Below are 11,579 nucleotides of genomic sequence, written 5' to 3' on the forward strand. Positions count from 1 at the left end.
CCCTCATCCCTTGACGGCACCACTGAGCAGCCCGGACGTGAGCCGGCGCTGGACGGCGGCGAAGAACAGCAGGCTGGGCACGGTGGCCAGGAGCGCGCCCGCCGCGAGCGCGCCGAGCTGCACCTGGCCCTCCGCGCCGACGAACCGGGCGAGCGTGAGCGGCAGCGTCACCTTCGCCGGATCCTGGATCAGCACGAGCGCGAAGAAGAACTCGTTCCACGACGAGATCAACGTGAACATCGCCGTGGCGACGAGCCCCGGCACCAGCAGCGGCGCCACGATGCTGGCCAGCACGCGGACGCGGCCGGCACCGTCCATCGTGCCCGCCTCCTCGATGTCGCGCGGGATCGCGGAGATGAAGCCCTGCAGCATCCACAGCGCGAACGGCAGCGCGTAGACCGCGTGCACGATCGTGAGCCCGACGAGGCTGTCGACCAGGCCGAACTGGCGCAGGATCAGGAACAGCGGGATCACCACGAGTATCACCGGGAAGACCTGGCTCACCAGCACCCAGCCGTTGGCCACGACCTTGAGCCGACTGCGGAACCGCGCCAGCCCGTACGCGGCGGGCAGGCCGAGCACCAGCACGAGCACCGTCGCACCCAGTGCCACTCGCAGGCTGTTCCAGGCGGCCACGGCGAGGTCGGCACGATCGAGCGCTGTGGCGAAGTTCTGCAGCGTCGGCGCCGTGGGAAGCAGTCCCGAACCGGCGACGTCGAGTTCGGCGGGCGACTTGAGCGCGCTCGCGAGCAGCCACAGCAGCGGGAAGCCGAGGAACACGACGTAGCAGGCCAGCGCGACGTACTGCCCCGTCCTCCTCACGGCTGCCGCCGCAGCTGGGAGCGCAGGTAGAACAGCAGGAAGCCGACGATCAGCACGACCAGCACGCCGCCCATGGCCGACGCGTACCCGAAGTTCCCGTACCTGAACGCCTCGTTGTAGGCGAAGAGCATCGGCAGCATCGTCTGCCCGCCCGGACCGCCCGCGGTGAGGACGTAGACGAGCCCGAACGAGTTGATGTTCCAGATGAAGTCCAGCGTCGTGATCGCGACGATCACCGGCCGCAGCCCGGGCAGCGTGACGTGCCAGAACCGCCGCCACGCCCCGGCACCGTCGACGGCGGCGGCCTCGTGCAGCGACGCGTCGATCGACTGCAGCCCGGCCAGCAGCGTGATCGTGGTCTGCGGCATCCCCGCCCACACCCCGACCACGATCACCGCGGGCAGCGCGGTGCTGAACTCGCCGAGCCAGTTGACGTTGCCCGCGATGCCGTAGTTGGGGTTGAGCAGCAGCCGCCACATGATCGCGATGATCACCGGCGGCATCGCCCACGGGATCAGCGCGAGCGTGCGGGCCAGCCCGCGCAGCCGCAGGTCGGCGTCGAGCAGGTGCGCGAGCCCGAGCGCGGCGACGAACTGCAGGATCGTCACCGCGAACGCCCAGATCAGCCCGATCCGGAACGACGACCAGAACAGCTCGTTGCCCAGCAGCGCGGCGTACTGGTCGAGTCCGACGAAGTGGGTGACGACGTTGCGGCCGGCTCGGCTGTCGGTGAAGCCCAGGTAGAGACCCTGCAGCAGCGGGTAGACGCTGAAGAGCGCGACGGGGATCAGCGCCGGCAGCAGCAGCGGCCATGCGTCGCGGTCGCGGCGTCGGCGTCCCGGCGCGCGCGGTGCGGACGTCTCGCGCTCCCCGACGGCCGCACGGGTCATGTGCGCCCCCCGCCCCGTTGCCCCGGCCGCCCCCCGGCCGGAGACGCGACGATGGCACGCCGCGCGCCGTCGGGCAAGGTCGAGCGGCGGGTCTCGTAATCTCGAACCGTGCTCGAGCTTCGCCCCACGTCCTTCGATCACCCCGACGCCGTCCGGCTGCGTGCCGAGCTCGATCGGTACTACGTGGCTGTCTACGGCGAGGGCGATGCTCACACCGTCGGCGCGGAGGTCTTCGCACCGCCCCACGGTCTGTTCGTGGTGGGCTTCCTCGACGGCGTCCCGGTGGCATGCGGCGGCTGGCGGACCGTCGGCCCGGACCATCACCCCGCACTGGCGCCGGGGGACGCCGAGCTGATGCGGGTCTTCGTCAGCGCAGCGCACCGCAGGCTGGGATGCTCCCGCCTGCTGCTGGCCGAGCTGGAGCGCACGGCCGCGGCGGCCGGGCGCACCCGCATGGTGCTCGAGACCGGCACGCCGCAGCCGGCGGCCATCGCGCTCTACACGGCCACGGGCTACGTCCCGATCAGCGGATTCGGCCACTATCGCGACTCCCCACTGACCCGCTCCTACGCCAAACGGCTGTCGTCCGCTGCACCCGTCAGCAGCACCGATCGGAGGGACTCGGCCACGGCTCGGTGACACCGGCGCGTCAGCGCTGGCGTTCCCGCCCCCGCGGGCGCAAGATCCCGCTACCCGCGGGCGCGTCCTCGCGGATTCGGCAGTGTGGGCGGGGGTCTCGATGACGACGGTGTTGGCGCAAGCCGACGTTCGGCTGGACACGGCGTGGTACGACTACGTCTTCATCGTTTTCTACTTCGTGCTGGTGCTGGGCATCGGGCTGGCCGCGCGCCGCTCGGTGTCGTCGAGCCTGGACTTCCTGCTCTCCGGGCGCAGCCTGCCGGCATGGGTCACGGGCATCGCGTTCATCTCGGCGAACCTCGGGGCGCTCGAGCTCATCGGCATGACCGCCAACGGGGTCAAGTATGGCGTTCCGACGGTGCACTACTACTGGATCGGCGCTATCCCGGCGATGGTGTTCCTCGGCATCGTGATGATGCCGTTCTACTACGGGAGCAAGGCGCGGTCGGTCCCCGAGTTCCTGCGGAAGCGGTTCAACGCGACGACCCAACGCGTCAACGGCATCACGTTCGCGCTGGCCGCCGTCCTGATCGCCGGTGTGAACCTGTTCGCGCTCGGCCTGATCATGGAGGCGCTGCTGGGCTGGTCGTTGGCGCTCGCGATCCCGGTCGCCGCGCTGGTCGTGCTCGCCTACACCTTCCTCGGGGGCCTGTCGGCGGCCATCTACAACGAGGTGCTCCAGTTCTTCGTGATCCTCGCGCTGCTGGTCCCGATCACCGTCGCCGGGCTCGCCCGCGTCGGCGGCTGGGACGGGTTGAAGGAGAAGATCGCGGCGGGCGGCTACCCGGCCGATCTCCAGTCGTGGCCGGGCACCTCGCTCACCGAGATCCCCAACGGGTTCCTCTCGGTCGTGGGGATCGTGTTCGGGCTCGGGTTCGTGCTCTCGTTCGGGTACTGGACGACGAACTTCGCCGAGGTCCAGCGGGCCCTGTCGGCGAAGAGCATGTCCGCCGCGCGCCGCACGCCGATCATCGGAGCGTTCCCGAAGGCGCTCATCCCGCTCGTCGTCGTCGTGCCGGGCATGGTCGCCGGGGTGCTGGTGCCGCAGCTGGTCGCCGTCAAGGCGGGCGACATGAGCAGTGGGGTCACCCCCAACGACACCCTGACGCTGTTGATGCGCGAGGTGCTGCCCAACGGCCTGCTCGGCGTGGCACTGGCCGGTCTGCTGGCTGCGTTCATGGCCGGTATGGCGGCGAACGTCAGCTCGCTCAACACGGTGTTCACCTACGACCTGTGGCAGGACTGGATCCGCCCCGGTCGCGACGACCGCTACTACCTGCGGGTCGGCCGCGCGGTCACGGTGGTCGGCTGCATCCTGGCCATCGGCACCGCGTTCATCGCGAGCGGCAGCCAGAACCTGATGGACTACATCCAGACGCTGTTCAGCTTCTTCAACGCGCCGCTGTTCGCGATCTTCATCCTCGGGCTGTTCTGGAAGCGGATGACCGGTCCGGCCGGCTGGACGGGCCTGGTCTCGGGGACCATCGCCGCGGTCGCCATCGACCGGCTGGTCGCGGGTGGTGCCATCGCGGTGTCGAGTCAGGCCGGCAGCTTCATCGGCGCGTCGGCCGCGTTCGTCGTGGGGATCGCGGTCGCGATCGTGGTCTCGACCTTCACCCAGCCCAAGCCCGACGCCGAGCTCGTCGGCCTCGTGTGGTCGCTCACGCCGAAGTCCTCCCGCGAACACAGCACGACGGGCGAGGACGCGGGCTGGTACCGCCAGCCCGTGACGCTGGGCGCCATCGTGATCGCGTTGACGGTCGCGCTCTACATCGTTTTCTGACCTGGATCCGTTGGCCCGGAGAGGAGTCCCCATGTCCGAGGAGACAGGTACCGAAGAGGTCCACAGCGCGGCGTCGACGCTGTTCGACCTGCGCACCGTCATCGCGTTGCTGTTCGGGGTCTACGGCGTGCTGCTCGTGATCATCGGCATCGTCAACAGCACGCCCGAACAGCTGGCCAAGTCGGCCGGGATCCACATGAACCTGTGGGCCGGGATCGTGATGCTGGTGCTGGCCGCGATCTTCTTCGCCTGGGTGCGGCTGCGCCCGACGGTGGCGGCGAAGGGGTAGATCGCCCCCGGATTTTCATCGGGCGCTGAATGGCAGGAAAGCCACTTTCCCGCAACCACGTTGCGGGAAAGTGGCTTTCCTGCAAGGCGAGGGCTTGCCGGGTCAGCGGTCGCGCGAGGGCGTGGGGTAGCGGGGGTTGAAGGCCACCAGCGTCCAGTCGTTCACGCGCTGCAGTGCGCGCAGGAGGCGGGCCGTCAGGGCTGGGTTCCTGTTCTCTCGAGTCACGTCAGGTATAGCGCGTTGATCTTCTGTATCGTTCCAGAAGTGGGTCGTGAGGCTGCTCACCCGCGCGCTACTAGAGTTCCCGAGTGCCTGTTTACGCGCTCGGAGACCTCGAGCCCGACATCCATCCCGACGCCTACGTCCACCCGGACGCGGTGGTCATCGGCAACGTGACGATCGGCGCGGAGGCCACCGTGTGGCCCACCGCCGTGCTCCGCGGCGACGACGGCCGGATCGAGGTCGGCCCACGCACCAGCATCCAGGACGGCTCGATCATCCACTGCACCCCGCACCAGCCCACGATCATCGGGGCCGAGGTCACGGTCGGCCACAACGTCCACATCGAGGGCGCCACCATCGGCGACAACGCGCTCATCTCGTCGGGATCGGTCGTGCTCAACGGCTCCACGGTCGGCGCGGGCGCCGTGGTGGCAGCGGGCGCGGTCGTCTCGCCCAACGCGCAGATCCCGCCCCGCACGATGGCGCTGGGTGTCCCGGCGCGGGTGCGCGAGGGCTACGAGGTGCCCGGTGGCGCGTTCGACTACGCGGTGCAGAGCTACATCCGGCGCGGGAAGCGGTTCCGCGCCGAGCTTCGTCGGTTGGGGGACTGAGCATCATGGCCAAGCCGTTGGAAGAGGTCGTCGAGGCCGGGTGGGCGCGGGCGCTCGCGCCGGTGGCGCAGAACATCGCCGACATGGGGGAGTTCCTCCGCGCCGAGAACGCCGCCGGGCGGCGCTACCTGCCCGCGGGCGCCAACGTCCTGCGCGCCTTCACCCAGCCGTTCGAGGACGTGCGGGTGCTGATCGTCGGGCAGGACCCCTACCCGACGCCGGGCCACGCCATCGGGCTCTCGTTCTCCGTGGCGCCCGACACGCGGCCGGTGCCGCGGTCGCTGGGCAACATCTTCAAGGAGTACAGCGACGACCTCGGCCACCCGACCCCGTCCACCGGCGATCTGACGCCGTGGGCCGAGCAGGGCGTGCTGCTGCTCAACAGGGTCCTGACGGTGGCGCCGGGCTCACCGGCTTCGCACCGCGACAAGGGCTGGGAGGCCGTCACCGAGCAGGCGATCAAGGCACTCGTCGAGCGCGACAGCGAGCCGCTCGTGGCCATCCTGTGGGGCCGCGACGCCCGCAACCTGGTGCCGCTCCTGCAGGACGTGCCGTGCATCGAGTCGGCGCACCCGAGCCCGATGTCGGCCGCGGGCGGCTTCTTCGGGTCCAAGCCGTTCAGCCGGGCCAACGAGCTGCTCGACGAGCTCGGCGGCGATCCCGTGGACTGGAAACTTCCGTAGCGATCGTCACGCCGCGCCTGGTCACAGGGATGTGCCAGGCGCGGTGAGCGTTCCGCACTGGAACCTCGGGAGAGTGGGTATCCAGGCGGCGCTGCCGGTGCTCCCTCTGATGAGGCGATCGGGCGGATGTCCCGCGCCACCGGAGGTGGATCATGGACGAGGACTTCGACGTCGTCGGCTGCCCGGAGTGCGGCGGCCCCGCCGAGATCGTGGACCGGATGGTCCTCGCGAGCACGAGCGGGCCGGTGGACCACGTCAAGGTGCGCTGCCTGCACCGGCACTGGTTCCTGCTGCCGGTCGACCAGTGCCCCGGATGGGATGCCGCCGCCGTGGCCCGGCCGACCCCGGCGCAGGATCGCGGCTTCTGAGCGGACGCACCAGGGCCCCCGTCCGGAATCCGGACGGGGGCCCTGGTGAACAGTCCGTGCGTGGGTCGCGTGCGCTCAGGCGCGCGCGACCTTGCCCGCCTTCAGGCAGGAGGTGCACACGTTGAGACGCGTGCGATTGCCACCGTTGATGCGAGTCCGAACGGTCTGGATGTTCGGGTCCCAACGGCGCTTGGTACGGCGGTGCGAGTGCGAGACGGACATGCCGAAGCCCGGACCCTTGCTACAGACGTCGCAGACGGCAGCCACGTCGAACTCCTCGAGTAGATGTGTACAGAAGCCGGGAAACACCCGGTCGCAATGAGTCAGAGTACCTGCGCCTCCAGCAGGGGCGCACACCACCCGGTCACCGCGGCTCCCAGTAGCCTCTCGCGGGTGCACTTGACGCTCGACGCCGCCCTGCTCACCGCCTGGGCCGACGCGGCGACGCAGGCGCTCGAACGCCACTGCGCGGAGATCGACCGGATCAACGTCTTCCCTGTGGCGGACGGCGACACGGGCACCAACCTGCTGCTGACGATGCGCTCGGCCACCGACGCGGTGCGCCGCGGGGTACGCGAGGAGAGCCTTCCCGACGACGTCGCCGCGGTGGCCGTCGCGCTGGCCAGGGGTGCGCTGTTGGGCGCGCGGGGCAACTCCGGCGTGATCGCCTCGCAGATCCTGCGGGGGGTCGCGGAGGCGATCGGCGCGTGCGCGGGCGGCCCGCGGCTGGGCGGCGCCGTGCTCGCCGACGGGCTGGCCAGGGCGTCCCGGCTCGCCACCGCCGCCGTCACCCACCCGCGCGAGGGCACGGTGCTCACGGTGCTGACCGCCGCGTCGGTGGCGGCGGCGGCCGTCGCGTCCGACGTGATCAGCGAGGTCGCCATCGCCGCTACCGACGCCGCGGCCGCCGCGCTCGCGCGCACCACCGCGCAGCTGCCCGAGCTGGCGCGGGCCGGGGTCGTCGACGCCGGCGGGCTGGGCCTCTACCTCGTGCTGGATGCGCTGGTGGGGCTCACCACCGGACGTCCGCCGGTGGCCCGGCTCCCGACGACGGGCGCGGCGGTCCGCCCGCCCGCCCGCGGCCGGGACGCGCTGACGGCCGAGCGCGAGTCCGGCTCGCCCGCGTTCGACTACGAGGTGATGTACCTGCTCGACGGCACCACCGACGCCGCGGTGGAGCGGCTGCGCTCCGAGCTCGACGCGCTGGGCGACTGCGTCGCGGTGGTCGGCGACGGCGACATGTGGAACGTCCACGTGCACTGCGCCGACGTCGGCGCGGCGGTCGAGGCCGGGATGGCCGCCGGTCGCCCGCACCGGATCACGGTGATCCGGTTCGCCGATCAGCCCGGCGCCGACGTCACGGCCGAGGCGGGCGGGCGGTTCGCGAGGTCGCGCGCGGTGCTGATGATCGTCACGGGTGCCGAGGTGGCCGAGCTGGCCCGGTCGGCGGGCGCGTCGGTGCTGGAGGTGGGTCCGGGCGGCCCGCTCGACGAGGCCGAGCTGGTGGCGGCGCTGGCCGGCACGCGGGCGCGCCACGTCGTGCTGCTGCCCGATGACTCCGAGCTGACCGCCGTGGCCGAGCGGGCCGCGCAGGTCGCGCGCCGCGACGGGCAGGACGTGCTGGTGGTGCCCACGGCCTCGGTGCTGCAGGGCCTCTCGGCGCTGGCCGTGCACGACCCGGAGCGCCGTCCCGGCGAGGACGTGGTCGCGATGGCGGAGGCCGCGGCCGGCACCCGCACGGCGGGGCTCATGGTGGCCGAGTCCGAGGCGCTGACGTGGGTGGGCCGTTGCGACCCCGGTGACGTGCTCGGCATCTCCGACGGGGAGGTCGTGCTGATCGCCCCGGATCTTCCTGTCGGTGCGCTGTGGTTGGCTCACCGCATGTTGCTGGCAGGCGGTGAGCTCGTCACCGCGCTGCTGGGCGAGGGCGTCGACGCCTCGCTCGGCGAGGGGCTCGCGGCCGATCTGCGCCGCACCCATCCCGAGGTCGACGTCATCGTCCACCGGGGCGGGCAGAGCGATTTCCCGCTGGTGCTGGGGGTGGAGTGACCCGATGTCCGAGTTCGACATGTTCAGCCCGCTGCTGCCGATCGTCGGCAAGAAGACCGCCGATCTGCTGGCGGCGCAGCTCGAGGCCCACACCGTCGGTGATCTGCTGCGCCACTACCCGCGCCGCTACGTCGATCGCGGCAAGCTCACCGACATCTCGGGGCTGGTGGTCGGGGAGCAGGCCACGCTGATCGCGGTGGTGCAGAAGGCCACGCTGCGCGAGATGCGGGCCCGGCGCGGCAAGCTGCTCGCCGTCGAGCTGCGCGACGAGAAGGGCTCCGTCCTCAAGTGCACGTTCTTCAACGGGCACAAGGTGGGTCACCTGATCTACCCCGGGGTGCGGGCGATGTTCTCCGGCAAGGTCAGCATGTTCAACAGGGAGCTCCAGCTCACGCACCCGCAGTTCGAGCCGCTCGACGAGGCCGACGAGATGCGCCCGTTCCTGTCCGTCTACCCGGCCACCGGCAAGATCACCTCCCAGCAGATCGCCTTCTCCGTCCGGCAGGTGCTCGAGGTCCTCGTCGAGGGCGGCCGGGTCGATCTCAGCGATCCGCTGCCCGAGGCCATGCGCAAGCGCGAGGGCCTCGCCGAGCTCGGCAGCGCGCTGCGGCGCATCCACGTGCCGGAGACCGAGGCCGATTACCACGCGGCCCGCAACCGGCTGGTGTGGGACGAGGCGCTGGGCGTCCAGCTCGCACTCGCCCAGCGCCGCCACGCCACGGCGGCCCGGCCGGCCGCGGCCTGCCCGCCCCGCACCGGCGGCCTGCTGGCGGCCTTCGACGCCCGCCTGCCCTTCACGCTCACCGCGGGTCAGGTCGAGGTGGGCGCCGAGATCGCGGCCGACCTGTCGCGCGAGCACCCGATGAACCGGCTCGTCCAGGGCGATGTCGGGGCCGGCAAGACGATCATCGCGCTGCGGGCGATGCTGCAGGTCATCGACGGCGGTCGCCAGGCGGCCCTGCTCGCGCCCACCGAGGTGCTCGCCGCCCAGCACGCGCGCTCGCTGCGGGCGATGCTGGGTCCGCTCGCGCGGGCGGGGGAGCTCGGTGGCGCCGAGGAGGCCACGAGCGTCACGCTGCTCACGGGCTCGCTGGGCACCAAGGCCAAGCGCCAGGCGCTGCTCGACGCGCAGTCGGGCCACGCCGGCATCGTCGTCGGCACGCACGCGCTGATCCAGGACACCGTCGGCTTTGCCGACCTGGGCCTCGTCGTCGTCGACGAGCAGCACCGGTTCGGCGTCGAGCAGCGCGACGCGCTGCGCAGCCGTGGCGAGCTGGCCCCGCACATGCTCGTCATGACGGCCACGCCGATCCCGCGCACCGTCGCCATGACGGTCTACGGCGATCTCCAGATCTCCTCGCTGCGGGAGCTGCCCCGCGGGCGCTCGCCGATCGCCACCACCGTCGTACCGCTGGCCGAGAAGCCGGCGTGGTTCGCCAGCATCTGGCGGCGCGTCCGCGAGGAGGTGGCGGCCGGGCACCAGGCCTACGTCGTCTGCCCGCGCGTCGGCGACGTCGACGGGGCCGCCAAGGGGGCCGAGCAGGATCCCGACATCGACCTGATCGACACCGACGATCCGGACGAGGGTGCCGATTCCGACGACGGCACGGCCCGCCGGCCCCCGATGGCGGTGCTGGAGGTGGCGCCCAAGCTCATCGAGGGGCCGCTGGAGGGCCTGCGGATCGGCATCCTGCACGGCAAGATGTCGCCGGAGGAGAAGGACGCCTCCATGCGCGGCTTCGAGCTCGACGAGCTCGACGTGCTGGTGGCCACCACCGTGATCGAGGTGGGCGTCGACGTCCCCAACTCCACGTGCATCGTCATCCTCGACGCCGACCGGTTCGGGCTCTCGCAGCTCCACCAGTTGCGGGGCCGGGTCGGTCGCGGCTCGGCGCCCGGCGTCTGCCTGCTGGTCACCGACATGCCCGCGGCCACGGCGTCCCGGGAGCGGCTCGACGCCGTCGCCGGCACCACCGACGGGTTCGAGCTGGCGCGCCTCGACCTGGAGCTGCGCCGCGAGGGCGACGTGCTGGGCGCCGTGCAGTCGGGCCGCCGATCAGGGCTGCGGCTGCTGTCGTTGCTGCGCCACGAGGAGATCATCGCCAAGTCGCAGGTGTACGCGGGCGACATCGTCGAGCAGGATCCCGCCCTCGAGGCACACCCCGGCCTCGCCGCGCTCGTCGCCGAGACCGTGGGCGACGAGGAGCGCGCTGCCTACCTCGACAAGGTCTGAGCCGAGGGATGTGAGCGGGGGTCAGGCGGTTTCGCGGGCTGGCGGCAGCGCGCCCTGGGCGGCGTTGTCGAGTGCGGCCTGCGCGGTGCGGGGCAGGTGGATCACACCGGCGCGGTCGAGTTTCGCGAGCTCGGAGCGGGCGCGCGCGTAGGCGGCCAGTCGTTCGGGGTCGCTGTCGGAATCGCGGGCGGTGGTGAGGAGCTTGATCACCCGCTCGACGGTGCCGCGCTCGGCGGGGGACAGGCCCGACAGGCGGATGCGCTCCGCGGCATCGCGCGCAGCCCGCCAGGCCCGCTCGGCCTTGTCGGCGGCGGCCACGAACTGCGCCCCGTGCGGGTCGTGGGGGTAGGCGTCGGTCTCCAGCGCCTGCGCTTCGGCGAAGGCGTCGACGAACCGGGCCGTGCTCGGCACGGACACGTCGGCCAATGCCGGGAGGCGCAGCACCTGCATGGTGTCGCACTCGAACGCGGCGTACTCGCCGCGCAGCGCGTAGAAGCGCTGCCGGGCGGCCACCCACACCAGGTCGGGACGGGGCGGTGCCGCCGGCCGCGCGGGCAGGGGAGCGGTGCCAGCGGCGCCACGGCGCAGGGCCCGGCGACGCTGGCGCTGGTTGACGGCGTACACACCTGCGCCGACCACCAGTACGGGCATGATCATGGCAGTGATGAAGGCGCCGGCGATGGCGATGCCGATGAAGCCGGCCCCGATCGATCCCACCGCGGGCACCACCATGACCACGAAGATCAGCAGCAGCAGGGGCGGCAACGGGGTGGGCCGCCGCGGCTGCCGTGAGTACATCCGTGCGGACCGCCGTCTCATCCGGGCCTCCTCCCGCATCCGGCGGCCCTCGGCGAACGCCGCGGCCTGACTCGGCCGCTGGGGCGGTACCGGGGCCGCGAAGGCGGCCTGGTGATGGCGATGGTGTGGTCGCACCCTTCCTTGGTACCGGAAGGGTGACGGCTGCGCACGGGGCCGATCGAGTACGAGGCC

At 71.8% G+C, this 11,579-nt stretch carries 12 protein-coding genes; 8 read left to right on the forward strand and 4 right to left on the reverse strand.

From position 1 onward, the window contains the following. Nucleotides 1–3 precede the first annotated feature (3 nt). Both ACFPFQ_RS36435 and ACFPFQ_RS36440 read right to left on the reverse strand, forming a co-directional pair. Nucleotides 4–822 (reverse strand): carbohydrate ABC transporter permease, encoded by an 819-nt coding sequence (locus ACFPFQ_RS36435; RefSeq protein ID WP_379627239.1) that lies wholly within the window; start codon nucleotides 820–822, stop codon nucleotides 4–6. Beyond that, complete coding sequence (locus ACFPFQ_RS36440) at nucleotides 819–1,712, reverse strand: carbohydrate ABC transporter permease (protein ID WP_379627241.1); 894 nt, start codon at nucleotides 1,710–1,712, stop codon at nucleotides 819–821. The genes ACFPFQ_RS36435 and ACFPFQ_RS36440 overlap by 4 nt, the downstream gene beginning before the upstream one ends. A 108-nt stretch (nucleotides 1,713–1,820) precedes the next feature. Between ACFPFQ_RS36440 and ACFPFQ_RS36445 the strand changes: the two genes are divergently transcribed. The 6 genes from ACFPFQ_RS36445 to ACFPFQ_RS36470 all read left to right on the forward strand — a co-directional run bounded on the left by ACFPFQ_RS36445 (nucleotide 1,821) and on the right by ACFPFQ_RS36470 (nucleotide 6,307). Next, nucleotides 1,821–2,351 carry a GNAT family N-acetyltransferase gene (locus ACFPFQ_RS36445; protein WP_379627243.1) on the forward strand — a complete coding sequence of 177 codons (531 nt, stop codon included), beginning with the start codon at nucleotides 1,821–1,823 and terminating at the stop codon, nucleotides 2,349–2,351. Between the two features lie 100 nt (nucleotides 2,352–2,451). Next, the gene (locus ACFPFQ_RS36450; protein WP_379627245.1) at nucleotides 2,452–4,134 is read left to right on the forward strand and encodes a sodium:solute symporter family protein; all 1,683 of its coding nucleotides are present in this window, start codon (nucleotides 2,452–2,454) and stop codon (nucleotides 4,132–4,134) included. A 31-nt stretch (nucleotides 4,135–4,165) separates the two neighbouring features. Then, nucleotides 4,166–4,423: a hypothetical protein gene (locus ACFPFQ_RS36455; RefSeq protein WP_379627247.1), complete on the forward strand. Its 258-nt coding sequence runs from the start codon at nucleotides 4,166–4,168 to the stop codon at nucleotides 4,421–4,423. Between the two features lie 308 nt (nucleotides 4,424–4,731). After that, nucleotides 4,732–5,256, forward strand: a complete 525-nt coding sequence (locus ACFPFQ_RS36460; protein ID WP_379627249.1) for a gamma carbonic anhydrase family protein — start codon at nucleotides 4,732–4,734, stop codon at nucleotides 5,254–5,256. Between the two features lie 2 nt (nucleotides 5,257–5,258). Further along, entirely contained in the window at nucleotides 5,259–5,939 is a 681-nt protein-coding gene (locus tag ACFPFQ_RS36465; protein ID WP_379627277.1) for a uracil-DNA glycosylase, read from the forward strand. A gap of 152 nt (nucleotides 5,940–6,091) precedes the next feature. Further along, the gene (locus ACFPFQ_RS36470; protein WP_379627250.1) at nucleotides 6,092–6,307 is read left to right on the forward strand and encodes a hypothetical protein; all 216 of its coding nucleotides are present in this window, start codon (nucleotides 6,092–6,094) and stop codon (nucleotides 6,305–6,307) included. A 75-nt stretch (nucleotides 6,308–6,382) separates the two neighbouring features. On the opposite strand, the gene rpmB is transcribed toward ACFPFQ_RS36470, so the two are convergent. Then, nucleotides 6,383–6,574, reverse strand: a complete 192-nt coding sequence (rpmB, locus tag ACFPFQ_RS36475) for a 50S ribosomal protein L28 (protein ID WP_379627252.1) — start codon at nucleotides 6,572–6,574, stop codon at nucleotides 6,383–6,385. Between the two features lie 126 nt (nucleotides 6,575–6,700). On the opposite strand from rpmB, the gene ACFPFQ_RS36480 reads away from it, so the two are divergent. Then, entirely contained in the window at nucleotides 6,701–8,356 is a 1,656-nt protein-coding gene (locus ACFPFQ_RS36480; RefSeq protein ID WP_379627254.1) for a DAK2 domain-containing protein, read from the forward strand. Between the two features lie 4 nt (nucleotides 8,357–8,360). After that, nucleotides 8,361–10,589, forward strand: coding sequence for an ATP-dependent DNA helicase RecG (locus ACFPFQ_RS36485; RefSeq protein WP_379627256.1), 2,229 nt, complete (start codon nucleotides 8,361–8,363; stop codon nucleotides 10,587–10,589). A 21-nt stretch (nucleotides 10,590–10,610) separates the two neighbouring features. Here ACFPFQ_RS36485 and ACFPFQ_RS36490 read toward each other — a convergent pair whose 3' ends face one another. After that, the gene (locus ACFPFQ_RS36490; RefSeq protein ID WP_379627258.1) at nucleotides 10,611–11,408 is read right to left on the reverse strand and encodes a hypothetical protein; all 798 of its coding nucleotides are present in this window, start codon (nucleotides 11,406–11,408) and stop codon (nucleotides 10,611–10,613) included. Nucleotides 11,409–11,579: the final 171 nt, after the last annotated feature.

This window comes from Pseudonocardia sp. GCM10023141, from assembly GCF_042653605.1.

Bases quoted from the DNA above. Each gene is read 5' to 3' on its own strand.
- ACFPFQ_RS36440 (WP_379627241.1), bottom strand. From the start codon at position 1,712: ATGACCCGTGCGGCCGTCGGGGAGCGCGAGACGTCCGCACCGCGCGCG.
- ACFPFQ_RS36450 (WP_379627245.1), top strand. From the start codon at position 2,452: ATGACGACGGTGTTGGCGCAAGCCGACGTTCGGCTGGACACGGCGTGG.
- ACFPFQ_RS36455 (WP_379627247.1), top strand. From the start codon at position 4,166: ATGTCCGAGGAGACAGGTACCGAAGAGGTCCACAGCGCGGCGTCGACG.
- ACFPFQ_RS36470 (WP_379627250.1), top strand. From the start codon at position 6,092: ATGGACGAGGACTTCGACGTCGTCGGCTGCCCGGAGTGCGGCGGCCCC.
- ACFPFQ_RS36485 (WP_379627256.1), top strand. From the start codon at position 8,361: ATGTCCGAGTTCGACATGTTCAGCCCGCTGCTGCCGATCGTCGGCAAG.
- ACFPFQ_RS36490 (WP_379627258.1), bottom strand. From the start codon at position 11,408: ATGAGACGGCGGTCCGCACGGATGTACTCACGGCAGCCGCGGCGGCCC.